At 69.3% G+C, this 26,232-nt stretch carries 22 protein-coding genes; 10 read left to right on the top strand and 12 right to left on the bottom strand.

Annotated elements, in window-relative coordinates; all coding sequences use genetic code 11:
- Positions 1 to 25 precede the first annotated feature (25 nt).
- Positions 26 to 733: a lysophospholipid acyltransferase family protein gene (locus HMPREF0063_RS06630; protein ID WP_211208758.1), complete on the top strand. Its 708-nt coding sequence runs from the start codon at positions 26 to 28 to the stop codon at positions 731 to 733.
- 9 nt (positions 734 to 742) lie between these two features.
- Here the strand turns inward: HMPREF0063_RS06630 and HMPREF0063_RS06625 are convergent, their stop codons facing one another.
- The gene (locus HMPREF0063_RS06625) at positions 743 to 1,414 is read right to left on the bottom strand and encodes a transglutaminase-like domain-containing protein (RefSeq protein ID WP_007077884.1); all 672 of its coding nucleotides are present in this window, start codon (positions 1,412 to 1,414) and stop codon (positions 743 to 745) included.
- Positions 1,411 to 2,490, bottom strand: coding sequence for a BtrH N-terminal domain-containing protein (locus tag HMPREF0063_RS06620; protein WP_007077883.1), 1,080 nt, complete (start codon positions 2,488 to 2,490; stop codon positions 1,411 to 1,413). The genes HMPREF0063_RS06625 and HMPREF0063_RS06620 overlap by 4 nt, the downstream gene beginning before the upstream one ends.
- 125 nt (positions 2,491 to 2,615) lie before the next feature.
- Between HMPREF0063_RS06620 and HMPREF0063_RS06615 the strand changes: the two genes are divergently transcribed.
- Entirely contained in the window at positions 2,616 to 3,236 is a 621-nt protein-coding gene (locus tag HMPREF0063_RS06615; protein WP_211208757.1) for a TetR/AcrR family transcriptional regulator, read from the top strand.
- A 406-nt stretch (positions 3,237 to 3,642) separates the two neighbouring features.
- Here the strand turns inward: HMPREF0063_RS06615 and HMPREF0063_RS06610 are convergent, their stop codons facing one another.
- From HMPREF0063_RS06610 to HMPREF0063_RS06595, 4 genes are all read right to left on the bottom strand, one after another.
- Positions 3,643 to 5,019: an IS1380 family transposase gene (locus HMPREF0063_RS06610; RefSeq protein ID WP_040320146.1), complete on the bottom strand. Its 1,377-nt coding sequence runs from the start codon at positions 5,017 to 5,019 to the stop codon at positions 3,643 to 3,645.
- A 365-nt stretch (positions 5,020 to 5,384) separates the two neighbouring features.
- A complete protein-coding gene (locus HMPREF0063_RS06605) occupies positions 5,385 to 5,660 on the bottom strand; it encodes a helix-turn-helix transcriptional regulator (RefSeq protein ID WP_083788865.1) in 276 nt (91 codons plus the stop codon).
- Between the two features lie 418 nt (positions 5,661 to 6,078).
- Positions 6,079 to 6,441: a hypothetical protein gene (locus HMPREF0063_RS06600; RefSeq protein ID WP_007077879.1), complete on the bottom strand. Its 363-nt coding sequence runs from the start codon at positions 6,439 to 6,441 to the stop codon at positions 6,079 to 6,081.
- Positions 6,438 to 6,725 (bottom strand): ribbon-helix-helix domain-containing protein, encoded by a 288-nt coding sequence (locus HMPREF0063_RS06595; RefSeq protein ID WP_007077878.1) that lies wholly within the window; start codon positions 6,723 to 6,725, stop codon positions 6,438 to 6,440. The genes HMPREF0063_RS06600 and HMPREF0063_RS06595 overlap by 4 nt, the downstream gene beginning before the upstream one ends.
- 476 nt (positions 6,726 to 7,201) lie before the next feature.
- Here HMPREF0063_RS06595 and HMPREF0063_RS06590 point away from each other — a divergent pair, with 476 nt between their 5' ends.
- From HMPREF0063_RS06590 to HMPREF0063_RS06565, 6 genes are all read left to right on the top strand, one after another.
- The gene (locus HMPREF0063_RS06590) at positions 7,202 to 7,897 is read left to right on the top strand and encodes an RDD family protein (RefSeq protein WP_007077876.1); all 696 of its coding nucleotides are present in this window, start codon (positions 7,202 to 7,204) and stop codon (positions 7,895 to 7,897) included.
- Positions 7,898 to 8,016: 119 nt separating this feature from the next.
- Positions 8,017 to 10,689 (top strand): aconitate hydratase AcnA, encoded by a 2,673-nt coding sequence (gene acnA / locus HMPREF0063_RS06585; RefSeq protein WP_007077875.1) that lies wholly within the window; start codon positions 8,017 to 8,019, stop codon positions 10,687 to 10,689.
- Between the two features lie 112 nt (positions 10,690 to 10,801).
- Positions 10,802 to 11,329: a flavin reductase family protein gene (locus tag HMPREF0063_RS06580; RefSeq protein WP_007077874.1), complete on the top strand. Its 528-nt coding sequence runs from the start codon at positions 10,802 to 10,804 to the stop codon at positions 11,327 to 11,329.
- Positions 11,330 to 11,338: 9 nt separating this feature from the next.
- Positions 11,339 to 13,249 carry a 1-deoxy-D-xylulose-5-phosphate synthase gene (gene dxs, locus HMPREF0063_RS06575; RefSeq protein WP_007077873.1) on the top strand — a complete coding sequence of 637 codons (1,911 nt, stop codon included), beginning with the start codon at positions 11,339 to 11,341 and terminating at the stop codon, positions 13,247 to 13,249.
- Positions 13,250 to 13,328: 79 nt separating this feature from the next.
- Complete coding sequence (locus tag HMPREF0063_RS06570; protein WP_050760917.1) at positions 13,329 to 14,168, top strand: PAC2 family protein; 840 nt, start codon at positions 13,329 to 13,331, stop codon at positions 14,166 to 14,168.
- 21 nt (positions 14,169 to 14,189) lie between these two features.
- The gene (locus HMPREF0063_RS06565; RefSeq protein WP_007077871.1) at positions 14,190 to 15,053 is read left to right on the top strand and encodes an acyl-CoA thioesterase; all 864 of its coding nucleotides are present in this window, start codon (positions 14,190 to 14,192) and stop codon (positions 15,051 to 15,053) included.
- Here HMPREF0063_RS06565 and HMPREF0063_RS06560 read toward each other — a convergent pair.
- The 3 genes from HMPREF0063_RS06560 to HMPREF0063_RS06550 are packed head-to-tail and all read right to left on the bottom strand — an operon-like array spanning position 15,034 to position 19,285.
- A complete protein-coding gene (locus HMPREF0063_RS06560; protein WP_007077870.1) occupies positions 15,034 to 17,004 on the bottom strand; it encodes a CocE/NonD family hydrolase in 1,971 nt (656 codons plus the stop codon). The two genes, HMPREF0063_RS06565 and HMPREF0063_RS06560, sit on opposite strands and share 20 nt — an antisense overlap.
- Positions 17,005 to 17,060: 56 nt before the next feature.
- Positions 17,061 to 17,942 (bottom strand): MaoC family dehydratase, encoded by an 882-nt coding sequence (locus HMPREF0063_RS06555; RefSeq protein WP_007077869.1) that lies wholly within the window; start codon positions 17,940 to 17,942, stop codon positions 17,061 to 17,063.
- Complete coding sequence (locus HMPREF0063_RS06550) at positions 17,939 to 19,285, bottom strand: 3-oxoacyl-ACP reductase (protein ID WP_007077868.1); 1,347 nt, start codon at positions 19,283 to 19,285, stop codon at positions 17,939 to 17,941. Before HMPREF0063_RS06550 ends, HMPREF0063_RS06555 begins: the two co-directional genes overlap by 4 nt.
- 150 nt (positions 19,286 to 19,435) lie before the next feature.
- On the opposite strand from HMPREF0063_RS06550, the gene HMPREF0063_RS06545 reads away from it, so the two are divergent.
- Complete coding sequence (locus HMPREF0063_RS06545) at positions 19,436 to 20,818, top strand: acetyl-CoA C-acetyltransferase (RefSeq protein ID WP_007077867.1); 1,383 nt, start codon at positions 19,436 to 19,438, stop codon at positions 20,816 to 20,818.
- Here HMPREF0063_RS06545 and HMPREF0063_RS06540 read toward each other — a convergent pair.
- Complete coding sequence (locus tag HMPREF0063_RS06540) at positions 20,805 to 21,473, bottom strand: TetR/AcrR family transcriptional regulator (RefSeq protein ID WP_007077866.1); 669 nt, start codon at positions 21,471 to 21,473, stop codon at positions 20,805 to 20,807. The two genes, HMPREF0063_RS06545 and HMPREF0063_RS06540, sit on opposite strands and share 14 nt — an antisense overlap.
- A 48-nt stretch (positions 21,474 to 21,521) precedes the next feature.
- Between HMPREF0063_RS06540 and uvrB the strand changes: the two genes are divergently transcribed.
- The gene (gene uvrB / locus HMPREF0063_RS06535) at positions 21,522 to 23,606 is read left to right on the top strand and encodes an excinuclease ABC subunit UvrB (protein WP_007077865.1); all 2,085 of its coding nucleotides are present in this window, start codon (positions 21,522 to 21,524) and stop codon (positions 23,604 to 23,606) included.
- A 3-nt stretch (positions 23,607 to 23,609) separates the two neighbouring features.
- On the opposite strand, the gene HMPREF0063_RS06530 is transcribed toward uvrB, so the two are convergent.
- Positions 23,610 to 24,590, bottom strand: a complete 981-nt coding sequence (locus HMPREF0063_RS06530; protein WP_007077864.1) for a TerC family protein — start codon at positions 24,588 to 24,590, stop codon at positions 23,610 to 23,612.
- 188 nt (positions 24,591 to 24,778) lie between these two features.
- Complete coding sequence (locus tag HMPREF0063_RS06525) at positions 24,779 to 26,209, bottom strand: APC family permease (protein ID WP_007077863.1); 1,431 nt, start codon at positions 26,207 to 26,209, stop codon at positions 24,779 to 24,781.
- Positions 26,210 to 26,232: the final 23 nt, after the last annotated feature.

Below are 26,232 nucleotides of genomic sequence, written 5' to 3'. Positions count from 1 at the left end.
GCGGCCGGTGTCTACAATTGCTGAGGTGCGAACAACCTCGAGCGTCGAGCGCCGGCCGACTCATGATGACCGGCGTGGCCCCGCTTGGTGGCTGGCAGTGGCGGTCTGCAAACCGGTCCTGATGGTGCTGCGCCGCCCGGATTGGCGCGGGGTTGCGGGCCTTCCCCGGGTGGGCGGGGCGGTGCTGGCCGCCAACCATGTCTCGTACCTCGACCCGTTGCTGGTCGCGGAAATGGTCCTGGCCGAGGGGCGGGTGCCCCGGTTCCTGGCCAAGGACAGCCTGTTCGGCCGACCGGTCGTGGGAAGGTGGTTCCGCGCCGCCGGCCACGTCGAAGTCGACCGCGTCGCGGGACGCGCCGCGTACAAGGAGGCGGTAAGGGCGGCGCGCGACGGGAGGCTCTTGCTGGTGTACCCCGAGGGTTCCATCACCAAGCGCGAGGATGGTCTGCCGATGCCGCTGAAGTCAGGGGCGGTGCGGATCGCTCTGGAGGCATCGGTACCTCTCGTGCCGGTCGCCCAGTGGGGGGCGCAGGAGATCCTGCCCGCCTACAGCGGGAGGTTGCGCTGGGGGTGGCGACGACGTGTGAGCGTGCTTGTCGGACCGCCGATCCCGCTGGAGGACTTGCGGAACCTGGAGTCGGCACGTGCCATCGAGGTGGGTCGTCGACGGCTCGAGGACACCCTCACTTCGATGGTGTGCGAGCTGCGCGGGGCCGACACACCGCGGCGGTGAGCTAGGCGTTCACGTGCCGAAGCGGGGATCCTCGGGGCGCGGCATGTTGGAGCCGCGCACCATGGCGGGTCCGTAGGTGTCCAGCAGCGTCGCCATGAGCTCGTCGAACGGCAGGTCGACGAACATTCCTCGTTCGCGGACGTACTCCATGTGACGTCGGCCGGCGCCGTCGGCTGCGTGGAGCAACGCATCCCGCGACCCGTCGAACTCCAACGGGGGTACGCCGAAGCGACGGCACAGTTCGGAGTTGAAGGCCGGCGACCCCTTGCGCCACTGCCCGTCGACATACACCGCGCTCCATCCGTGGAAGACGAATAGATCGGTGCCCATCAACTCCAGCAGAGCCGCGCTGTTGAGGTGATTGCGCACGTCGGAGAACCCGAGTACGGCCGGGATTCCCGCAGCGCGCAGGCTAGCGGTGAGCAGCACCGCCTTGGGCACGCACCAGGTCGGGCCACCGTCGATGATCGCGCTGGCCAGGTAGTCCGGGGGATCGGCGGAGACGCTATAGGGGTCGTACCGAAGTCGGTCGCGGACTACAGCGAACAGCCGCCCGATCCGCTCTCGCGGATCTTGGACACCCCGCACCACGGACGTGGCGAAGTCGCGGACGTCGGGGTGGTCGCTGTTGACAAACCGGCTCGGGGCGAGGGCCTCTCGTGGGTCGAGTTCGCCCCTCATCGGGCGCCGGTCCGGAGGTCCTGGGGCGCAGCCGCGGTCTTGAGGGCGGTGACGAGGTCCCGCTCGAGCGAGGGTAGTCCGGCGGCCGCGAGAGCGGCCTGCTCCACCCGCCCTTGTGCTGGGCCGTTCCCACGGGCCAGCGACGCGACGAGGGACCATGTCTCCGCGCACAGGTGCGCGGCGGCGGCGACCTCGCTCGCTCGGGCGTCCCCGGTCAAGCGTGCGATGTCGGCGGCGCCGCTGGACAGCAGTCGGCGGAAGAGCCCGCCGCCGGTTCCGGCCTTCTCGACGAAGGCGCTGAGCCCTTGGAGGACCAGGTCCAGGACATCGTCCGGGAAGACTTCCGGCCAGTGAGCGAGGTCCTCGGCGAAGAGATCGACGGCAGCCAGCCCGGTGGCCCCGACCGCCGAATCCCTTCCGGTGACGATAGTGGGGCCGCTGGACGTGGTCATCGCTTGCGCCGCCTGGGCGAACGCCGTCTGCGCGATCTCGGCCAGGTCGGGCAGCCGGTCGGGCCAGGCGATGTCGAAGTAGGTGTGGCGCGTCGGGACGGGGAAACCCTGGGAGGAGCGGGCTCGGGCCAATGCCGAGTAGGGCACGAGCTGCACCTCGTCCCGGTCGTTGTCGACGACGTGCGCGAGCTGCTGCTCGTCGTCGTAGCCGATGACGACGATGTCGTGGCGGCTCATCTGCAGGCGTACGCGGAGGTAGGGGAGCTCCGCGATGTCGGCCCACACCAGGGCCGGACGGCCGTCTCGCACGGCGTCGCGCACCCACGTCCAGCCCTCCTGCGGGTCATCCGTCGCGCGCACGGAGACCTCGGCGCCTAAGCGCCTCGGGAGGTCAGTCTCCAGGTCGCCTCCCCGGCCCACGAGGTACACCGGTGGCATGAGCGCCGCATCCCTGACGTAGGAGAGGTCCAAGGCTCCGCTCAGGGCGAAGACGAGGCCCTCATCAGGAGGACCGCCCCAGCCCAGTCCGGCCCACTCCAGGAGGTCCCGCATGGCTCCGGAGCCGCAGTGCCCGCCGCGTCGGTGCGGGTAGGTGACCACTTCGGTGCCGCTCGAGCTGACCATGAGACTCTTTCCTGGAGACAAGTAGCGAGTTGTGTCCGAACTTAGGACATCATCGTCTAATTGTCACGGCGGTGGTCTGCCCGACACCGGTCCGCGGACGGACAGTTGTCGATACTCTGTCCACCGTGTCGTCCCCCTCCATGCGAGCGCGCTACCGCGAGCACGTCCGTGCAGAGGTGTTGGAGACTGCCCATGACCTGATCGCTGAGCGGGGCTGGGATCGGGTGCGCATGAGCGAGATCGCCCAGGCTGTGGGTATCTCGCGCGCCCTTCTGTACAAGGAGTTCGGCGACAAGCCCGGTTTGGGTGAAGCCGTCGCCTTGAGGGAGGCAGCGCGTTTCATCGAGGGTATCGAGGGCGTGCTAGCGCATCACGGCTCCGACGCTGCCGGCGGCCTTGCGGCGTCGGTCGGCTTCGTGCTGGAGGAAGCAGAGAACAGTCCCCTGCTCCGAGCCGTCTTAATCTCCAACCGCGATGCCCTACCCTCCGCGACTGGCATCCTCCCGCTGCTCACCACGTCGGTGCGGCTGCTGGAGCTCGCTTCCGGCTCCCTGGCTCAGTGGCTCACCTCCCACGTGGCCGGTCTGCGGGAGGATGAGGTGTCCGACGCCGCCGAAGCTCTGGTGCGGCTCACCGTAAGCCATCTCGCGCTGCCCACCAGGTCTCGCGTGGACACAGCCCGGAGTATCACCGAGGTCGGACTCAGGTATCTCGGGCTCTCCGGCACACCTGAGCAGGGGTCGTGACCTGACGGTTGCTTAGGTGACGGTGTCGCCGACGACCCGAGAAGCAGTAGGTGGTAAGTGGAATGGTGCGGACTGCGTCTCCGCGGGGACCGGATTCAGACACACCCAAGACTATGCAGGCGACCTGGACCGGCTGACGCTCAGCAGCGCTCAATTTGACCTCCCTTCTGGGCTGGTTTCCTCCTTGAACAGCTCGACCGCACCCAGCGATCTTGGGTTCGGTCTCGAGCTCGGCGGTCCGCTTGTCCGCGGTCGTCAGCTCAGCCCGGATCCACCACCGTTGGTTCGTGAGTGGTGATCTTTGGTGGATCGGGGTGGGGACCGGCTCGTGGGCGTGGTTGACCTGCCGGTCGTTCCCGGCTCTTCCACTTCGAGGTCCTCGGTCGCGCCCGCTGGGGCTGGGTGGTCAGGTCGTCGTGTTGGGTGGGGCGGTCGCGACGGCGTGCAGGGTCTCCCAGTTGTAGGCCCAGGGCCACTGGATCGGGAGGTGCAGGTCGTGCCGGCGGCTGGTGGAGGCGATCCGGCCGGCGACTCTGATGATCTTGCGGCGCAGGGTCGCCCAGCGGGCCTTGGCAAGGTCGGCGGCGACCGCGGCGGCGCGGGCGAGGTTGAACGCGATCACCGCCAAGGAGACCCAGGCAGCGTTGGCGCTGTACTTGCCCGACGGCAGGTGCGCGAGCGCGTTGTCCTTCAACTCGGCGATGGTCTGCTCGACGATCGCGTGGTCACGGTGCCGCTGGTCGGCCTCGACCATCTCGAGGGTGCTGTTGGTGATGAAGGCGTGGTGGCGGTAGGTCGCGAACAGTTCGCCCTGCTCGGTGCCATCGCTGGCCAGGCGTTGGAGCCGCTTGACCCGTCGCACGACCAGCCTGCAGGTCACGTTCTCGGCCTTGCGGCGGCCGGTGAACGCGGTGAACGGCACCTCGGCGACCTCGGCGTCAGAGATCCAGCGTTGCTCGACTTCCTCCCAGATCGCGTGGGGATACCTGATCGGCTGCCAGGCGTCCTCGTTGATGCCGCCGATCGCCGCGGTGACGGTCTTGGTCATCCGGGCGGTGACGGAGAACCAGGTCTTGGCGCGGATCGCGGTCCCGACGAACGCCCACCCGTAGTAGGCCGAGTCGGCCCGACACAGGATCCGGCTCTTCACACCCGCAGTGCGGGCCGTGCTGATGGCCTGGGCCAGCAATCGGCCCGCGCCCTTGGCCGAGGCGGTGCTGCCCTTGCGGAGCCTGGCCCGGGCGATCACCGGCGCGGCCAACGGGGTGGAGATCGTGGCGAGTTGGATGTTCAGCCCCCGCACCCCGGTGTAGCCGTAGGCGGCGGCCTGCTTGGCGTAGCCGTGCACCTCGCGGATGGTGTCGTCGAGGTCGATGCACGCGAACCCCTCGACGTTCTCCGCGCCGGCGATCAGCCCGGGCACCCGAGCGGTCAGGCCCGTGAGGAGATCTCCGCCGACGGCGTCGAGCTGCTGCACGTGCCCGTGGGTGAAGGAGCGCAGGAACGCCCCCAACGTCGAGGGCGATCGCACCCCGGAGAACAACTTCGGCATCCCGCCGTGGCGCAGCAGGTCCAGGTCATCGATGCTGTCCGCGCCCGCCAGCATCCCGCCCACCACGCTGGTCGCCTTCGCCGTCGCGTTGGCCGAGTCGACGCTCAACTGGTCATCGAGGAGGTCGTACAGTCCGGCCGCTTCGGCCAGCCGGAGCACCGGCACCAGGCCCGCGTCCGACACCACGTTCGGGTCATCGAAAACGGGCCGGACCGTGTGAGAGGCTTTCACTTACGAGGTGTCCCTTGCTCGGTGTCGAATCGGTCCTTCAGCAAGCCCGATTCTCCCGCCCAGCAAGGGCATTCTCGTTCTACGCCACGCTCACACCGGCACTCTCATCGGTGGATCCGGGCTCAGGGGGAACCACAGAACGCGACCGCCTCCGCTTTGCGTCTGAAGGTCTTGCGGCGCTGCCGCCCCTCGGGATCTCGATAGTTCACAACGTAACGAGGGCTCCCGTCCGCTGGCCTACCGGGACTAATGCTGGCCATGGCTGTCCTTGGCAGAGTCCGACCGGGTGACCAGCATTGATGACGAGCACCTGCGGCCTGCTGGCGCTGGAACCGATTCCGGCTGAGGCTGATGGCCTCTCGGTATCACTGATTCTCCTCGAGTTGCACCGTCCAATTGATCACGGTTGCTGCCCGCCAGCGCAGATGCTTTCCGACACGGAAGCCGGCCGGGCCGTAGCCCGTCGTCCGCCATGAGTAGATGGTCTGCTTGGTCACACCAAGGTAGGACGCGACATCGTCGATGTCCCACAGCTCTTGGGCGTCGACCAGCCTGGGTTGCCGGCTGCCGCGGCCTCCGCGCCGACGCGGCCCAAAGATTCCCGGTTCCATAGCCGGCACGTTCGAGTTCGTTGCCATCATCAAGCCCCTCCTCGCGGCGTTGACGGACAGTTGGTCTACGGGCACCTATGTCCGACGGCGGCATGGGAGCGATCACGTCGGTGGAAATGATGCGACAGCAAGATGGCTCGGGCATCGCGGCGGTGGTCGCCGGACCGTGCGATGCCAGGCTGGAGGCTCGGGCAACCGAGGCGGGCCGCGACCTACCTAGGGAGCCCCCTGAGGACCGTGTGGCAGGGGATGGCGCTACCCAAATTTGTACCGGATTTGTAACAGGCGAGCGGCTACCAACAGCAAACGCCGCCGAACGACCAAAAGGTCGCTCGGCGGCGTTTCTGCAGGTCAGCGGCTGTTCTTTGCGGTCGTTCGGCGTTGCTGAATGACCGCAGCCGGAGGCCCGGTTAGATGTCGTAATAGAGATCGAACCGATCAAAGCGTGTTAGGCCCAGTCGGTTGTCGGGTCGAAGTTCAGGGCTGGGTCCTGGACCTCGTGGAGCAGGCGAGCGACCTGAAGTTGGTCACCAACCCAGCGACAGATGAGGACGTGCCTTGGCTTGCGGACCCGACCTCCAGCGCTGTGCATGATGCTCTGGGAGAGGTGCCAACTGAGGACGTCGCCGGGCAACTCGGCACGCTTCTTGAATCCGAGGCCGTCAGGGCCTTGTGCGGCGTGGGCGATCGCGGCGGCGACGAGCGCCGCGTAGCGGGCTTCCGCTGCGGCACCGAAGGTCTCGAACGACCACTCCAGCGCGTGTGCGATGTCGTTCTGGGCAGAGCCCGAGATGTGAGGCTCGGTCTTCACTGCACCGGCGTGCCCTGGGACAGACGTGGGCTCAGCCCGTTGATGAACGAGGGGAGTTCCTCGACCGCGACGGCTGTGAACCGGCCGTTGTCCAGATCATCAAGCCCGGTCTGAACTGCCTCGCGGAACGCCTCGACCTTAGCGCCGTGCGCTCGCCGGTCCGCTTCCATCTTCCGGAGCGCGAAGTCAACGACTTCGGCCGCGTCCTTCGCCTCGCCGCTCTCGACGACAGCAGCAACGTACTCTCGACCGTGCTCGCTGAGCGGGACATTCTGCGTGGCCATCAGGGCACCTCCTCACCTGATTCTAGCCCGACCGGGCGCGAAGACAGAGCAAGCAAGGGGCGCGAGGGTCTCGGCCGATCCAAGTTGCGTGGTTCGGCTCCGTGCGTTCGTCTCGGTCGTGCTTTCCGCCTTACGCTGGGAGTGATGTCCGCGCTTGGGTTTGCGCTCGCTTGTGACCGTGAGGGCCTGCTGACACGAGGGCTCGGAATGGGCTCGCTTTGATTCGCAAACCCTTGCAAGTGACTCCTGTCGAAAGCAGCGTCTGGAATCGTCATCGCTGCAGGTCAGAGGCCATTTTCTGTGGTCATTCGCAGTCGAGCGCAAACATGCGCAATCCCGCGTAATAACGCCGACGTGTTCCCGATGACGCACCACGTCGAGTGCGTGGCGGTGCTGGTCCGTCAGGAGGAGGCGGTCGGGTGACGCGCGGGTGACGCATCCGTGACACCACCGGGGGCAGGGGTCATGATGGACAGGTGAGCAATCTCGAGGTCGACGTCCCGGTCGGGCTCACGCTGCGGCAACGTCGACGCGACGCCCTCGGTCAGGACGCGGTCCTGTTCTGCCTGGCCTTCTCGGCGGGTGCTGCGGTCTACGCGGCCGCCCGGATGGTCGCCGACGGTCCTGACACGTTCTGGTCGATCGGCCTGTCGGAGGGCCTCGTGCTCAGCGGGCTGATCGCCGGCGAGATCTTCCTCCTCTGGAACAACGGTCTCCGGCAGGGCCGGCGCGGCCACAGCATCGGCAAGCACCGACACCGCCTGCGGGTCGTCGACGCCGGGACCGGCCGTCCGACGGGTCCGCTCCGCGGACTGGCCCGTGGGCTCGTGATGGTCGGTCTGCTCGACCTCGCGCTCGCCGCGGTGCCGATCGGTCTGCCCACCGTCCTCCGCTCGCTCACGCCCGAACCCTGGCGGGTCGGCGGATTCGCCTACCTCGCGCTGATCGTCCTCATCGTGCCGTTGTTGCTGCCGACCGACCGTGGGGTCGCCGACCGTGTCCTGCGCACCCGGGTCGAGATCGCCTCGGGGGCGGGCGCCAAGACGTCGCCGCGCCGGCGGACGGCCCTGCGGTGGCTCGACGTCGTGGCGATCGGCGGGGTCCTGGCGGTCACGAGCGCGTACATCGCCTTCTTCTGGCCCCTGATCTGGCGCGTTCCGTCCCTCTGGTAAAGTATCTTGATGTCAAGATAAATGTACGAGCCGGTCCCGGAGTTAGGCACACCTGACCTCGGTCGGCCCCTCCACCTCGGGGCAGGATGGTCCCGAACCGCGGCCCAAGGAGAGCACCCATGTCCGTCGACAGCTTCAACGCCAAGGATTCGCTGCAGGTCGGCGATACCTCGTACGACTACTACCGCCTCGACGCGGTCACCGGCGACGGGCTCGACGTCGCCTCCCTCCCGTTCAGCCTGAAGATCCTGCTCGAGGCGCTCCTGCGCACCGAGGACGGCGCGGACATCACCGCCGCCGACATCGCCGCCCTCGCCGGCTGGGACGCCTCGGCCGAGCCGAGCAAGGAGATCCAGTTCACCCCCGCGCGCGTGATCATGCAGGACTTCACCGGCGTGCCGTGCGTCGTCGACCTCGCCACGATGCGCGAGGCGATGGCCGACCTCGGGGGAGACCCGAGCAAGATCAACCCGCTCGCACCGGCCGAGATGGTCATCGACCACTCGGTCATCGCCGACGTGTTCGGCACGCCCGAGGCGTTCGAGCGCAACGTCGAGATCGAGTACGAGCGCAACAACGAGCGGTACAAGTTCCTCCGGTGGGGCCAGGGCGCGTTCGACGACTTCAAGGTCGTCCCGCCGGGCACCGGCATCGTGCACCAGGTCAACATCGAGAAGCTCGCCCGCGTGGTGTTCGACAAGGACGGCACGGTCTACCCCGACTCCTGCGTCGGCACCGACTCCCACACCACGATGGTCAACGGCCTGGGTGTCGTCGGCTGGGGCGTGGGCGGCATCGAGGCCGAGGCCGCGATGCTCGGCCAGCCCATCAGCATGCTGATCCCGCGGGTCGTCGGCTTCAAGCTCTCCGGCGAGCTGCCGCAGGGCGCCACCGCCACCGACCTCGTGCTCGTGATCACCGAGATGCTGCGTGAGCACGGCGTGGTCGGCAAGTTCGTCGAGTTCTACGGATCCGGCGTCGGCGCCGTCCCGCTGGCCAACCGGGCCACGATCGGCAACATGAGCCCCGAGTACGGCTCCACCATCGCGGTGTTCCCCATCGACGACGAGACCACCAAGTACCTGCGCCTCACGGGGCGCACCGAGGACGAGATCGCCCTCGTCGAGGCCTACGCCAGGGCCCAGGGGCTGTGGCACGAGGCCGACCACGAGCCGCGGTTCTCGGAGTACCTCGAGCTCGACCTCGGTGACGTCGTGCCGTCGATCGCCGGCCCCAAGCGGCCGCAGGACCGCGTGTCGCTGACCGAGTCGGCCACGTCGTTCCGTACCGCCCTGGCCGACTACGCCGGCTCGTCGGACGCCTCGAACCCGCAGGCCGTGACCCTCGAGGACGGCACGTCGTTCGACCTCGACCACGGCGCGGTCACGATCGCCGCCATCACCTCGTGCACCAACACCTCGAACCCGTCGGTGATGATCGGTGCCGGCCTGCTGGCCAAGAAGGCCGTCGAGAAGGGCCTGCAGCGCAAGCCGTGGGTCAAGACGACGCTCGCTCCGGGTTCCAAGGTCGTCACCGACTACTACGAGAAGTCCGGCCTGAACGTCTACCTCGACAAGCTCGGCTTCAACCTCGTCGGCTACGGCTGCACCACCTGCATCGGCAACTCCGGTCCGCTGATCCCCGAGGTGAGCCAGGCCGTCAACGACGGCGACCTCGCGGTCACCGCCGTGCTGTCGGGCAACCGCAACTTCGAGGGCCGCATCAATCCCGACATCAAGATGAACTACCTGGCGTCGCCGCCGCTGGTCATCGCCTACGCGCTGGCCGGCTCGATGGCCGTCGACCTGTTCAACGACCCGCTGGGTCAGGACCAGGACGGCAACGACGTCTTCATGGCCGACATCTGGCCCACCCCGGCCGAGATCGAGGACGTCATCGCGAGCTCGATCGACGCCGACACCTTCAGCCGCGAGTACGCCGACGTCTTCGCCGGCGACGAGCGCTGGCAGAACCTGCCGACCCCCGACGGCGACGTCTTCGAGTGGGACCCGGACTCCACCTACGTCCGCAAGGCGCCGTACTTCGACGGGATGGCCCTGGAGCCGTCGCCGGTCACCGAGGTCACCGGAGCCCGCGTGCTGCTGAAGCTGGGCGACTCGGTCACGACCGACCACATCAGCCCCGCCGGCGCCATCAAGAAGGACAGCCCGGCCGGTGCCTACCTGTCCGAGCACGGCATCAGCCCGCGCGACTTCAACTCCTACGGCTCCCGCCGCGGCAACCACGAGGTGATGATCCGCGGCACCTTCGCCAACATCCGGTTGCGCAACCAGCTGGCACCGGGCACCGAGGGCGGCTACACCCGCGACCTCATCGGCGACGGTGAGGTGACGTCGGTGTTCGAGGCCTCCGAGGCCTACATCGCCGCCGGCGTCCCCCTCGTGGTGCTGTCGGGCAAGGAATACGGTTCCGGCTCCTCGCGCGACTGGGCCGCCAAGGGCACGGCGCTGCTGGGCGTGAAGGTCGTCATCGCCGAGTCCTACGAGCGGATCCACCGGTCGAACCTGATCGGCATGGGTGTGCTGCCGCTGCAGTACCCGGCGGGCGAGTCGGCCGAGTCGCTGGGCCTGACGGGGGAGGAGACCTTCGACTTCTCCGGCATCACGGCGCTGAACGACGGCTCGATCCCACGGACGGTGAAGGTCGCGGCCACCGCGGCGGACGGTTCGGTCACCGAGTTCGACGCGGTCGTGCGCATCGACACCCCGGGTGAGGCGAACTACTACCGCAACGGCGGCATCATGCCGTACGTGCTGCGCTCGCTCCTCTGAGCATCCGCCTCCCCGCTGGGCGTGACGTTTCGGCCCCCAGAACGCCGTTCTGGGGGCCGAAACGTCACGCCCAGCGAGGGCGGTGGGGCTGGGTCGCGCCTAGGCTGATCGGGTGACGATCCACTCCGACCACCCGTTCCGCACGCCGGACGAGGGCCGTGACGCCCTGCGTCAGGTGCGGGGCCGGATGGCCGCCCCGGCGACGGTCTGGGCCACGGGATCCGGCCGCGACCGGGTCGGCCTGACGGTGTCGTCCGTCCTGGTGGCCGAGGGTGATCCGGCGCACGTCATCGGTCTGCTCGACCCGATCGCCGACCTCACCGAGCGACTGGTCGACGGCGGCTCCTTCACGGTGAACGTGCTGGCGGCGGGACAGGAGTTCCTGGCCGGGGTCTTCGCGGGCCACGAGCCGGCGCCGGGAGGCCCGTTCACGCAGGGGGAGTGGACCGACGGCCCCCACGGTCCGGTGCTGGCGGGAGCCGCCGGCCACCTCGGCGCCGACGTGACCGCGTGCGACCAGCAGGTCGGCTGGTCGGTCCTGGTCGACGGGGTGGTGCGCCACGCGGAGGCCCAGGACGTCGAGGCACTGGTGCACCTGAGGGGAGCCTTCCGGCGGGTGACGGCACAGCCCGGTCGGTAGAGTGAGTTCATGCCCACGTCACCGGATCGACCCCGAGGAGTCCTGGCGGACGTCCGCGGCCCGGCCGACCTCAGGACCCTCGACGCCGCGCAGCTGGACCAGCTCGCTGCCGAGATCCGTGAGCTGCTCATCACCTCCGTCGCGGCCCGCGGTGGCCACCTCGGGCCCAATCTCGGGGTCGTCGAGCTGACCCTGGCGATCCACCGGGTGTTCGAGTCACCCGCCGACCGTGTCATCTGGGACACCGGTCACCAGTCGTACGTGCACAAGATGGTCACCGGTCGCGCCGACCGCTTCGGCGAGCTGCGCACCGAGACCGGGCTCTCGGGCTACCCCGCGCAGGCGGAGTCCGAGCACGACTGGGTCGAGAACAGCCACGCCTCCACGAGCCTTTCGTACGCCGACGGGCTGGCCCGCGCGAACGAGCTGCTCGGCTCGGACCGACACGTCGTCGCCGTCATCGGCGACGGCGCCCTCACCGGCGGCATGGCCTGGGAGGCGCTGAACAACATCGCCGCCCACCGTGACCGGCGGCTGGTCGTCGTCGTCAACGACAACGGTCGCTCGTACACCCCGACCGTCGGCGGCCTCGCCAACCGGCTCACCGGCATCCGCACCAGTCCGGGGTACGAGCCGGCCCTGAAGACCGTCAAGGACGTGCTGACCACCCGGGGCGGACCGATCGGGCCCGCGGCCTACGAGGCGCTCCACGCGATCAAGAAGGGCGTCAAGGACGCCCTCGCCCCCCAGGGCATGTTCGAGGACCTGGGCATCAAGTACCTCGGACCGGTGCACGGTCACGACCGTCCGGCGGTGGAGCGCGCCCTCGCCGCTGCGCGCGGGTTCGGCGGGCCCGTGCTCGTCCACGTCATCACGACCAAGGGCCACGGCTACGACATCGCCGTCGAGAACGAGAACGACCAGATGCACCAGGCGCCGCCGTTCGACCGCGAGACCGGTGACGCGGTGGCCGTCGCTCCCGCCGGGTGGACCTCGGTGTTCCGTGACGAGATCGTGCGGATCGCCGACGAGCGCACCGACGTCGTCGGCATCACCGCCGCGATGCTCTACCCCGTCGGCCTCGACGCCTTCGCTGACAAGTTCCCCGACCGGGTGTTCGACGTCGGCATCGCCGAGCAGCACGCCGTCACCTGCGCCGCCGGGCTGGCGATGGGCGGTCTTCACCCTGTGGTCGCCGTCTACGCCACCTTCCTGAACCGCGCCTTCGACCAGGTGCTGCTCGACGTGGCCCTGCACCGCTGCGGGGTCACCTTCGTGCTCGACCGGGCGGGCGTCACCGGTGACGACGGAGCCAGCCACAACGGCATGTGGGACCTCTCGCTCCTCCAGCTCGTCCCGCGCCTGCACCTGGCGGCGCCCCGGGACGGCACCCAGCTGCGCGAGCTGCTCCGCGAGTGCGTCGACATCGACGACGCCCCGTCGGTCGTGCGGTTCGCCAAGGGGCCGGTGGGCGCCGACATCGACGCGCTCGAGCGGGTCGGTGGAGTCGACGTGCTGCGGCGCGACGCCGACCCCGAGGTGCTGCTCGTCGGCATCGGCTCGATGGCCGGCACCGCGCTGGCCGCGGCCGAGCTGCTGGCGGCCGAGGGGGTCGCCTGCACCGTGGTCGACCCGCGCTGGGTCAAGCCGCTCGACCCGGCGGTGGTCGAGCTCGCCGGCGAGCACCGCCTGGTGGTCACCGTCGAGGACAACGGGCGCCAGGGCGGCGCCGGCTCGACGATCGCCCGTGCCGTGGCCGACGCCGGTCTGCAGCAGCCCGTCCGGGTCCACGGCGTCGAGCAGGAGTTCCTCCACCACGCCAAGCGCGACGTCATCCTCGAGCGGCTCGGCCTCACGCCGCGTGCCGTGGCCGACGACACCCTGGCGGCCGTCGCCGCACGGAATGCGGCGCAGGGCTGAGTGGTTGACCGTGCAGTGGCCGAAACGACGTGACCTGAACCAGCGGCACCCCCATGCGGCAGCGCCCGGGGAGGGCCCGGTGCTGATCCACGCGCTCGACGGGTTCCTCGGAGCCGGGTCGGCGACGCGCATCGCCGCGGAGGCCCTGCACTCCGGCGAGGGCGAGGTGCTGCACTCCTTCGACATCGAAACGATGTACGACTACCGCGCGCGCCGACCCCTGGTGCGGTTCTCCCAGGACCGCTACCTCGACTACACCGAACCCCGCCTCGAGATCGTGCTGGAGCACGACCAGGCCGGCCGGCCGTTCCTGCTGCTGGCCGGACCCGAGCCCGACTTCGGGTGGGAGCGGTTCGCGGCCGAGACCCGCGACGTCATCGAGACGTTCGGGGTGCCGCTGACCCTCGGTCTCGGAGCGGTCCCGATGGGGGTCCCGCACACGCGGCCGTCGCTGATCACGGCGCACGGCACCCGGCCCGAGCTCGTCGACCGCACCAACCTGTGGTCCGCGGAGATCACCGTGCCGTCGTCGGCGCAGTCGATGTTGGAGTACCGCCTCGGCACGTGGGGCCACGACGCGGCCGGCTACGTCGTCCACGTGCCGCACTACCTCGCCCAGGTCGAGTTCCCCAGCGCGGCGCTGGCCCTGCTCGACGCCGTCGTCGAACGGCTGGACCTCAAGGTCGACACCAGCAGCCTGCAGGCCAAGCAGGAGAGTGCGCTCGTCGAGATCGAGCAGCAGATCTCCGCGCAGGACGGCGGCGCCCTGTTGGCGGGCCTCGAGGAGCAGTACGACGCCTTCTCCCGCGGTGCGGCCCAGTCGCTGCTGGCCAGCGACGAGGAGCTGCCCAGCGGCGACGAGCTGGCCGGTCAGTTCGAGGAGTTCCTCGCCCGGCAGCGCAAGGACGACGACAGCTAGGCCCGACGTTAGGGTGGGGCCGTGCCTGCATCGTTGAAGGAAGTCATCGGTCTCCTGGAGCTCGAGCAGCTGGAGGTCGGCCTGTACCGGGGCTCGCAGCCCGCAGGATCCTCGCTCAAGCGGGTCTTCGGCGGCCAGGTGGCCGCGCAGGCCCTGATGGCGGCCCAGCTCACCGTGCCCGAGGACCGGTTCGTGCACTCGTTGCACCTGTACTTCATCCTCGGGGGCGACCCGAGCATCCCCATCGTCTACGACGTCGAGAACGTGCGCGACGGCCGGTCGTTCACGACCCGTCGCGTCGCGGCCCGTCAGCACGGCGAGATCATCTTCTACATGACCGCGTCCTTCCAGGTCGAGGAGGACGGTTACGACCACCAGGACGCGATGCCGCCGGTCCCGTCACCCGACGAGGCCACACCGCTGCTGCAGATCATCGAGATGCGTGGTCCGGAGGCCGTGGAGCACTGGAAGCAGGAGTGGTCGTCGTTCGACCTGCGCTACGTGGGCGACAACCGCGCGGCGGACGACCCGCAGCGCGACCTCACCCCGGTCGCGCAACGCCTGTGGTTCCGCGGCGACGGCGAGCTGCCGGCCTCGCGGCTGATCCACAACGCCGCCTTCACCTACATCAGCGACCTGAGCCTGCTCGGAGCGAGCCTGGTGCCGCACGGACAGTTCATCGGGTCCGAGAAGGTCCAGCCGGCGTCGCTGGACCACACCATCTGGTTCCACCGCCCCATCGCGGCCGACCAGTGGCTGCTCTACGACCAGACCTCGCCGTCGGCCTCGGGCGCCCGCGGGCTCAGCACGGCGCACGTGTTCGCCGAGGACGGCACCCTGGTCGCCACCGTCGCGCAGGAGGGTCTCATCCGCCGAACCGGGTGAGGGCTCCCAGCAGTGAGGTGAGCAGGTCGGCGCGTGGCGGGGCGGCGTCGACCGACGCGAGGGTGTCGCGGACGGCGTCGACCGTGGCGGCGTCGATGCCTCCTCCGGCGCGGGTCAGGGTGACCTGCGACGGGTGCTGGACGCCGGTGTGGATCGTCGTCACGGCCAGGCTGCTGAGCAGCTGTGGCAGCGGCGAGAGCAGGTGGGGGACGTCGAAGGACTGGACCGAGACGCGGAGGCGGTCGCCGGCGGGGATGACGGCGCCGGTGGGGAAGACCTCGACGTCGATCGGGGCGATCTCGCCGGGTTCGAGGGTGCGGCGGGACTCGGCGGTGAACGGGTGCCACGGCTGGACGATCTCGCCGTCGATGCGCACCGACCGCTGCTCGTCGAGCTCGCCGAGGCTGATGACCTGCCAGCCGCCGGTCAGCCGCTCGACGCGTCCGCCGGCGTCCACCCGCGAGACGCTGACGGCCAGCAGCCCGTCGCCGGAGGTGCTGGAGACGTGCAGGCGGGTGTTGATCGGGCCGAGGAGCGGGAGGTCCTCGGTCATGGGGGGTGTCTCGAAGACGGCGCCGGTGAGGTCGTTGAGCCGGTTGTCGGTGTCGCAGGGGTTCGCCGGCAGCAGCAGTCCGGTGACGCCGGCGGTCCACTGGCGGGTGGAGCGGGAGCACAGGCCGGCCACGGGGATCGGCAGCAGCGTGCTGGTGCCGTCGGCCACGGGGCCCTGGGTCAGCTCGCCGCCGCCGAGCAGGGGCGTGGAGGTGCCGGACAGGCGGAAGACCTCGGCGGTCTGGTCGGTCAGGTAACCGTCACGCTGCTTCCACTGCTGCGAGCCGAGCTCGAAGTAGGTGAAGTCGGGGATGTCGGAGTCCAGGGTGGGGTCGGGCAGTCCCTTGACGTGGTGGTCGAACCAGCGCAGCTGCAGCTCACCGAGGGTGCCGTAGCCGGCGTCCTCCAGACCTCGGCCGGCCGACGCCTCGAGGTGGTCCCACGGACCCAGCACCATCTTGACGTCCACGCCGCGCTGGTCCAGCTCCTGGAAGATCAGCGGGGTCCCGCGCTGGAAGACGTCGTAGTGGCCACCGACCAGGAACGTCGGCACCTCGACCGTCGGCACCGCCTGCAGCAGCGTCGACCGCTCCTCGTAGAACGGCCCGTCGTGGGCGGTCTCCCCGCCGAGGATCGCGCCGCCGAGCAGCTCGGCCGAGCCCGGGACGCCCTGGCTGAGGCGCGACACGTAGGTGCGGAAGGTCTCCTCCGGCGGGACCGTGCCGCTGCTGGGGGGCACGAGACCGGTCAGGTTGACGAGCCCGAGCCACAGCGGCATGAACGCGGAGTTGAGCTGACCCCCGGACGCCACGATGTCGCGGTACACCTCGCCGCCGGGGACCTGCGGGAAGATCGCCTTCAGCCCCTCAGGCTGCTGGCCCGCGGCGAACAGCTGGCTGATGCCCATGTACGACGGGCCACTCATGCCGACGGACCCGTTGCTCCACGGCTGGGCCGCGGCCCACTCCACGACCTCCGCGGCGTCCAGCTGCTCCCGCTCGCCGAACACCTGCCAGACGTCGGGGGAGCTGCCGGTGCCGCGCGCGTCGACGGTCACCTGCACGTAGCCGCGCTTGACCAGCTTTTTGGGGTCGGCACCGCCCAGCGTCGCACCGCTGGGCGACCCGAGCACCGTCTTGCTGTAGGCGGTGATGGTCACGATCACGGGCAGGGGAGTGGTGACCACCTGGCCGTCGGCGTCGACCGGACGGACCACGTCGGCCAGCAGCGACACCCCGTCGGACATGGGGACCCGCACGTCGGCGGTGGTGGCCGTGGACGGGTGGTCCTCGGCACGGGGCACCCACCCGGGCGTCTCGGCCGAGGCCGGTGCGGCGACGGACAGGAAGCCGGCCACCAGGGCCAGCGCGATGATCAGGCGAGCAGGACGTGACGACATGGTTCTCCCTCGGTCACCGGGTCCAACGAGAGAGGGTGACGCAGGTTACCCCCGCGTCACTTCCGAGGGGTGACGCGCCCGACCAGGTGCGTGGCCGGCTTGCGGCTGTCCCGCACGCCGAACGTCGTGACCTTGCGGCTCGTCCGCGAACCGAACACCACCGTCGCCGGCAGCAGGATCGGCTTCTTGAACTCCACGTCGACGGTGAACGCGTCGGGCAGCTTGTTCTGCAGCGTCGCCAGGGCCTGGGCCTTGGTCCACATGCCGTGCGCGATGTTCGACGGGAACCCGAACGCCTTGGCGGTGAGCGGGTAGAGGTGGATGGGGTTGCGGTCGCCGGACACGGCGCCGTAGCGCCGGCCCAGGTCGCCGGCGAGCTTCCAGTGCACGACGCCCTCGGGCGCCTCGACGCCCGCCAGAGGTGCCTCGGTGGTCTCGCGGCCCGATCCCTTGCCGCGCGAGAACAGCGTCGTCACCTCGTCCCAGACGACCTCGCCCTCGACGGCCACGGTCGTGACGACGTCGATCAGTCGGCCCTTGGGGTGCGGTCGCAGGTCGGCAGCGCCCACGGCCACGTCGAAGGTCTCGTCGACGCCGATCGGGCGGTGTTGGGTGATGCGGTTGCGCAGGTGGACCAACCCCATCGGCACGAACGGGAAGGCCGTGTCGGTCATGAGCGCCATGTGCAGTCCGAAGGCGGCCATGTGCGGGTAGGTCGGCGGCAGCGTGCTGCCGCGCGCGAACCCGCACACCTCGTTGTACGTCTCGAGGTGCTCCCGGTCGGTCACGACACCGCGCCGCTCCAGCAGGCCTCCGGGTGCGGTCGTCCCGGTGTGCCGGACACCCGGCAGCCCACCGACCAGCGGCAGCGCCGGGAGGGCCGCCTTCAGCATGAGGGGCAGCGTGGCGGGGGCCCGGTCGTAGACGCGAGCGGTCACGACGCACCCAGCAGCATCTGCCCGTTGACACCGATCACGTTGCCGCTGACGGCGCCCGTGCCGGGGCTCGCCAGCCAGGCGATGGTCTCGGCCACGTCGACGGGCAGGCCACCCTGCGACATCGAGTTCATCCGTCGTCCGGCCTCGCGCACGCCCAGCGGGATGGTCTTGACCATCTCGGTCTCCATGAAGCCCGGCGCGATGACGTTGGCGGTGATGCCGCGGTCGGCGACGCGGGCCGACAGGGACTCGATCCAGCCGATGACGCCGGCCTTGGCGGAGGCGTAGTTGGTCTGCCCGTTGTTGCCCGCGATGCCGGCGATCGACGCGATGCCGACGACCCGGCCGCCGTCGTTGAGCAGCCCCTGGTCCAGCAGGTGGTCGGTGATCCGCTGCGGCGCGCCCACCGAGATGTCGACCACGAGCTGCCAGTTCTCGGACTTCATGTTGCGCAGCCGCTTGTCGCGGGTGATGCCGGCGTTGTGCACGATGATGTCGATCCCGCCGTGGTGCTCCTTGACGTACGCGGCGATCGTCTCGGGTGCGTCGTCGGCGGTGATGTCACCCACGATGTAGCCGCCACCGAGCTCGGTCGCCAGCGCCTTGAGGTCGGCCTCCAGCGGCGGGACGTCCAGACCGATCACGGTGGCACCGTCGCGGGCGAGCACCCGCATGTCGGCCTCGCCGAGACCGCGGGAGGCACCCGTGACCAGGGCGACCTTGCCGGCCAGCGGCTTCTCGAGCTCCTTGACGGTGGGCGCCGAGGTGATCCCCGTCGTCCCGACCCGGACGACCTGGCCGGACACGTACGCGGACTTGGGGGAGAGCAGGAAGCCCAGCGTGGACCCGAGGGCCTTCTCGGCGCCCTTCGCGACCAGCACGAGGTTGACGGTGCTGCCACCGCCGATCTCCTTGCCGAGCGAGCGGGTGAAGCCCTCGAGGGCCCGCTGGGCGATCGCTGCGCCCTCGCTCGCGGCCTCGGACGGCAGGGCACCGATGACGACGACGCGCGCGTTGGGGGCCACCTGGCGCAGCACCGGGGTGAAGAACTCCTGCAGCGCCACCAGACCGGCGGCCGAGTCGATGCCCGAGGCGTCGAACACCAGGCCCTTGTAGGTCTTGCTGCCCGCCGCGACACCCGTCGCCTCGATCTTGGCGGACTTCAGTGCCGCGGTGACGGCCTTGGCGACCGCACCGTTTGTCGCGCTGCCGGTGAGGACCGTGCCCCGGACGAGCGGACCGCCGGTGTACCGCTCCAGGTAGGGCGGGTTGGGCAGTCCCAGGTTCTTGACGAGGAACTTGCCGATGGGGTTGTGGGCCAGATCCTGGTAGCGATCGCTCATGCCGGGGTGTGTCCTATCTCTCGAATACCGTCGGTATCTGAATGCGACACCTGACTGTAACCTCGGGTGACAACGCCAGTCCACCTGCCGTGGACGAGGCACGCGTCACGTCACGCACCATCATCGTCGATCCCGACCGAGGAGCACGCCATGGCCGAGAGCACCCCCGCCAAGAAGGCACCCGCCAAGAAGTCGCCTGCCAAGAAGGCCCCCGCGCAGAAGGCCGCCGTCAAGGCCGCCGAGGCCGCCGGCGCCGACACCGTGCGCAGGGTCGCCGTCATCGGTGGCAACCGGATCCCCTTTGCCCGGTCCAACACCGTCTACACCGCCGCGTCGAACCAGGACATGCTGACCGCGGCGCTCGACGGCCTGGTCGACCGGTTCGGTCTGGAGGGTGAGCGGGCGGGCGAGTTCGTCGCCGGCGCCGTGCTGAAGCACAGCCGCGACTTCAACCTCGCGCGCGAGACGGTCCTGGGCTCCAAGCTGTCGCCCGACACGCCGGCCGCTGACATCCAGCAGGCCTGCGACACCGGCATCCAGGCGGCCATCCAGGTCGCCAACAAGATCGCCCTGGGCAAGAACGAGTTCGGCATCGCCGGCGGCTCCGACACCACGTCCGACGCGCCGCTCGCGGTGGGCGACAAGCTGCGTCAGATCCTGCTCGAGGCCAACCGCGCCAAGGACAACAAGGGGCGCCTCGCGGCCATCGCGAAGATCCGTCCGGCCTACCTCGCGCCGGACCAGCCGCGCAACGCCGAGCCGCGCACCGGCCTGTCGATGGGCGACAGCCAGGCGATCACCACGAAGCAGTGGGGCATCACCCGCGAGGCCCAGGACGAGCTGACCGTCGCGAGCCACCGCAACCTCGCCGCGTCCTACGAGGAGGGCTGGCAGGACGACCTGGTCACCCCGTACCTGGGCGTCGAGCGCGACAACAACCTGCGTCCGGACTCCTCGCTGGAGAAGCTGGCGAAGCTCAAGCCGGTGTTCGGCCGCGGCGAGGGCGCGACCATGACGGCCGGCAACTCCACGCCGCTGTCCGACGGCGCGTCGGTGGTCCTGCTGTCCTCCGAGGAGGAGGCCGAGAAGCGCGGCTGGACGCCGCTGGCGTACCTGACCGACTACGAGACGGCGGCCGTCGACTACGTCAGCGGGGCCGAGGGCCTGCTGATGGCGCCGGTGTACGCCGTGTCCCGCATGCTCCAGCGCACGGGCCTGTCGCTGCAGGACTTCGACTTCTACGAGATCCACGAGGCGTTCGCCGGCCAGGTGCTGACGACCCTCGCGGCCTGGGAGGACGCCGACTACTGCAAGACCAGGCTCGGGCTCGACCAGCCGCTCGGGTCCATCGACCGCAGCAAGCTGAACGTCAAGGGGTCGTCGCTCGCCGCGGCGCATCCGTTCGCCGCCACCGGCGGCCGGATCGTGGCCAACCTGGCCAAGCTGCTGAACGAGAAGGGTCCGGGAAGCCGCGGCCTGATCTCGATCTGTGCCGCGGGCGGCCAGGGCGTCGTCGCGATCATGGAGGCGTGAGGCGCGCGTCGCCCTTCGCCATCGCCACGGCGCTGCGCACCATGTAGGGCTCCAGGTCGTCGAACGAGACCCGGTCGGCGACCGGGAGCCCCCGGTCGTGCTGGCGCACCGAGATCTGCAGGTGCGCGAGGTTCAGTGCCCCCAGCCCCTGGGTGTAGAAGAGATTCGCGAGCAGCGTGGGGTCGGGGACGTCGAAGTCCCCGGCCTCCGCCCCGCTCGTCAGGGTCCGGACGACGGGCGCCAGGCAGGCGTTCATCGCGCTGCCGAGCGCGATCATCGCCGGGGCGCCGACCTCCTCCATCAGCTCCGAGCCCCGTCGACGCAGCAGCGTCTGGGCGCAGTCGACGAAGGCCGGGTGGTCGATGCCGAACGCCAGGAAGCCGTGGACCAACCGGCCCAGCCGCGCCTCCGGTGACGCGGTCTCGTCGACGGTCGCGCGCAGGTGGGCGGCCAGCTCCTCCAGGTAGCCCACGAGCGTCACCGCGAAGAGCTCCTCCTTGCCGGAGAAGTGGCGGTAGATGATCGCCCGGTTGATCCCCACGGCGCGGGCGATGTCGTCGATCTGGGCGTCGCGCACCCCGCGCTCGTCGAACAGGGCCCGGGTCGCGTCGATGATCTCGCGGCGGCGTGCCGCGCGGCGCTCGTCCACTCCCATCAGGCCATCGTAGTGGTCCTGTCGGCGGCGGCCCGTAGGCTCGGAGACATGAGGCCAGTGTCCGAGCTCCAGCGACAGGTGGCGCCCATCGAGGTCGTCTCGGACTACCGGCCGGCGGGCGACCAGCCGGCCGCCATCGCCGAGCTGAGCCGGCGGATCGCCGAGGGCGCCCAGGACACGGTGCTGCTCGGCGCCACCGGTACCGGCAAGACGGCCACCACGGCGTGGCTGGCCGAGCAGATCCAGCGTCCGATGCTGGTGATGATGCCCAACAAGCTGCTCGCGGCCCAGTTCGCCAACGAGCTGCGTGAACTGCTGCCGAACAACGCGGTCGAGTACTTCGTCTCGTACTACGACTACTACCAACCCGAGGCGTACATTGCGCAGAGCGACACCTACATCGAGAAGGACTCCTCGGTCAACGAGGAGGTCGAACGCCTCCGGCACTCCGCCACCTGGTCGTTGCTCACGCGCCGTGACGTGATCGTCGTCGCCACGGTGTCCTGCATCTACGGCCTCGGTTCGGCGCAGGAGTACCTCGAGCGGATGATCGGCTTCAAGGTCGGTGAGGAGATGCCGCGCGAGCGTCTGCTGCGGACCCTGGTCGAGGCCCAGTACGTGCGCAACGACGTCGCCACGACCCGCGGCACCTTCCGCGTCAAGGGCGACACCGTCGAGATCTTCCCCGTGTACCAGGAGCACGCGGTCCGGGTGGAGTTCTTCGGCGACGAGATCGAACGCCTGATGACCCTGCACCCCCTCACCGGGGAGGTGCTCAGCGACGACACCGAGCTCTACGTCGGGTCGGCGACGCACTACGCCGCCGGTCCCCAGACGATGCAGCGAGCGATGGGCACCATCCGCCTCGAGCTGGAGGAGCGGCTCGCCGAGCTCGAGGGCGCCGGCAAGCTCCTGGAGGCGCAGCGTCTGCGCATGCGCACCACCTACGACCTGGAGATGATGGAGCAGGTCGGCACCTGCGCGGGCATCGAGAACTACTCGCGGCACATGGACCAGCGAGGGCCCGGCACCCCCGGTCACTGCCTGCTCGACTACTTCCCCGACGACTTCGTCCTGGTCGTCGACGAGTCGCACGTCACGATCCCGCAGATCGGTGCGATGTACGAGGGCGACATGTCCCGCAAGCGGTCGCTGGTCGAGCACGGCTTCCGTCTGCCCAGTGCCATGGACAACCGGCCGCTCAAGTGGGACGAGTTCCTCGACCGCATCGGCCAGACCGTCTACCTCTCGGCCACCCCCGGCAGCTACGAGATGGGCCGCACCGGCGGGGACGTCGTCGAGCAGATCATCCGGCCCACCGGTCTGATCGATCCCGAGGTCGTCGTGAAGCCCACCTCGGGCCAGATCGACGACCTGATCGGCCAGATCCGGGAGCGGACCGAGCGCGACGAGCGGGTGCTGGTCACGACCCTGACCAAGAAGATGTCCGAGGACCTCACCGACTACCTGCTGGAGGCGGGCATCCGCACCCGGTACCTGCACAGCGAGGTCGACACCCTGCGACGGGTCGAGCTGCTGCGTGAGCTGCGGATGGGCGAGTACGACGTCCTGGTGGGCATCAACCTGCTGCGGGAGGGGCTCGACCTCCCCGAGGTCAGCCTGGTGGCGATCCTCGACGCCGACAAGGAGGGGTTCCTGCGGTCGGGCCGCTCCCTGATCCAGACCATCGGTCGTGCGGCGCGCAACGTGTCGGGCCAGGTCATCATGTACGCCGACCGCATCACCGACTCCATGGCCCAGGCGATCGACGAGACCAACCGCCGACGTGAGAAGCAGATCGCCTACAACCTCGAGAAGGGCGTCGATCCCCAGCCTCTCCGCAAGCGGATCGGCGACATCACCGACATGCTCGCCCGCGAGGACGCGGACACCGAGACGCTGCTGGCCGCCACGGGCGACAAGCGGCGTCGCGGCGCCCCGGTTCCCCTGGGCGAGCCGTCCGCCGACCGGGGCGGCCTGCCGTCCGGCGAGCTCGCCCAGCTCATCGAGCAGCTGAGCGAGCAGATGCGGGCCGCCGCCGCCGAGCTGCAGTTCGAGGTCGCCGCCCGCATCCGCGACGAGGTCAGCGACCTGAAGAAGGAGCTGCGCTCGATGCTGCAGGCCGGGGCCTGAGGGTCAGACCTTGGCGCGGTCCTTGGTCTTGAGCAGGCTCGCCACGGTCGTCACGACCAGCACCCCGAGGATCACGAGCAGCGAGGTGCCGGTCGACACCTCGTAGACCGCCACGTGCTCGCCGCCGTTGATGAACGGCAGGGTGTTCTCGTGCAGGGCGTGCAGGATCAGCTTGACGCCGATGAACGCCAGGATGATCGACAGCCCGTACGACAGGAAGACCAGCCGCTCCAGCAGGCCACCGATGAGGAAGAACAGCTGTCGCAGGCCGAGCAGGGCGAACGCGTTGGCCGTGAAGACCAGGTACGGCTCCTGGGTGAGGCCGTAGATGGCGGGGATCGAGTCGAGGGCGAACAGCAGGTCGGTGAGACCGATGGCGACCAGCGTCAGCAGCATCGGGGTGACGAAGCGCTTGCCGTTGATCTTCGTCAGGAGCTTGTCGCCGTGGTACTCGTCGGTGGTGGGCAGCACCTTCTTGACGAACCGGATCAGCCGGCTGTCCTGCTGGTCCTCGGCGTGGTCGTCGGTCATGTGGTCGCGGATCAGCTTCACCGCGGTGAAGATCAGGAACACGCCGAACAGGTAGAACACCCAGGCGTACGCGTTGATCGCCGCGGCACCGAGGGCGATGAAGATGCCGCGCATCACCAGCGCCATCGCGATGCCGATCAGCAGCACCTTCTGCTGGAACTCCCGCGGCACGGAGAAGCTCGCCATGATGATGACGAAGATGAACAGGTTGTCGACGGACAGGGCCTTCTCGGTGACGTAGCCGGCGAAGAACTCGCCCCCGTACGTCGATCCCCAGATGCCGAACACGATGAAGCCGAACACGATCGACACCGCGATGTAGAACGCCGACCAGAAGCCCGACTCCCGCAGGGTGGGGGCGTGCGGCGTCCGCACGTGGGCGTAGAAGTCGAACACGAAGAAGCCGGCGATCACGGCGATGGTGACGAGCCAGGTCAGCAGGGACACATCCATGGGACTACCTCCGGTGGGGACGGGGAAGGGACCGGAGGTCTCTCCCGCCGAACCGGACCACGGTCGACCGCCGTTCCCGGACCGACGTGGTCGATCGTGATGACGGGAACGATGCAAGGGTGGGGATACTCCCCTCCTCGATCATTGAAACACACGCCCGGTGGTGTCGCCGGGGGCCGAGAGCGAGGTCACGGGATCTCGTGCGGCGGGATGTCCTCCGGATCGAACTCGGCATGGACGCCGGTGGCCCGGTTGACCGCCAGGGTCGCGACCCACAGCAGGACGCCGATCACCAGCAACCAGCCCGCGATGACGTACTGCTGGCTGTCCCGGCCGGAGTAGGGGAGCACGAGGTAGAAGCACGAGATGGCCCCCAGCACGGCGATGGGCGTGCGGGTGCGGAAGTGCTCGTGGTCGACCGGGTCGCGGCGCAGGACGAGGACCGCGACGTTGACCACGGTGAACACCGCCAGCAGCAGCAGCGAGGTCGTCCCACCCAGCAGCGCGACCACCGAGCTGTCGGGGTCTGCACTGACGAACGTGATGAGACCGAGGCCGATCACCGTCGTGAACACGATGGCGGCCCACGGGGTCCGGCGCCCCGGGTGCACGTGACTGAGGAACTTCGGCAGCACGCCCTGCTTCGACATGCCGTACAGCAGGCGGCTGGCCATCATCATGTTGATCAGCGCGGAGTTGGCTACGGCGAACATCGAGATGACCGGCAGCAGGTCGCCGATCGGGAAGTCCGGTGCGGCGGTCTGCACGACCGTGACCAGCGGGGTCTCGCTGTTCGCGAGGTCGCCGACCGGCACGATCGCCACGGCCAGGATCGAGATCAGCACGTAGATGACGGCGGCCAGACCCAGGCCGGTGAGCATCATCCGGGGGAAGATGCGCACGGGGTCCTTGGTCTCCTCCGCCATGTTGACCGAGTCCTCGAAGCCGACCATCGCGAAGAACGCCAGCGAGGTCGCCGTGGTGATCGCGACCCAGGTGTTCTTGTCGTCGGGGGAGTCGAAGGCGACGACCGCGTCCCAGTTGGCCTCGTTGCCCACCACGAAGTACAGCCCGATGAAGATCACGAGGAGCAGGCCCGACAGCTCGACCAGGGTGAGCACCACGTTCGTGCCGACGCTCTCGGCGACGCCGCGGAAGTTGATGAACATCACCAGCAGCAGGAACCCGAGGGCGATCACGAGCAGGGCCGGGTCGGCGGGGTCGGGAGCCTCGCCGCCACCGAAGGCGGTCAGCATGTTCACGGCGAACGCGCGAGACGCCGTCGACGCCGACGTGATGCCGGAGCTCATCACGGTGAACAGCACGATGAAGGTGACGAAGTGGATGCCGATCGCCTTGTGCACGTAGAGCGCGGCGCCGGCGGCGCGCGGGTACTTGGTGACCAGCTCCAGGTAGCTGAAGGCGGTCAGCGTGGCCACGCCGAACGCCACCAGGAACGGGACCCAGGCGGCCCCACCGACCTCGCCGGCCACCTGCCCGGTCAGCGCGTACACGCCGGTCCCGAGGATGTCCCCGACGATGAACAGCAGGAGCAACTTGGGGCCCATCACCCGCTTCAGCTCGGTCTGCCCGGTCTGCTCAGGTGTGGTCGACGCCATGACGGTTCCCCCGATCCATCGAC

It is taken from the genome of Aeromicrobium marinum DSM 15272, from assembly GCF_000160775.2.
GTDB lineage: Bacteria > Actinomycetota > Actinomycetes > Propionibacteriales > Nocardioidaceae > Aeromicrobium > Aeromicrobium marinum.
Note: the sequence above shows the minus strand (reverse complement) of the source record. Positions and strands in the feature narration are given on the sequence as shown.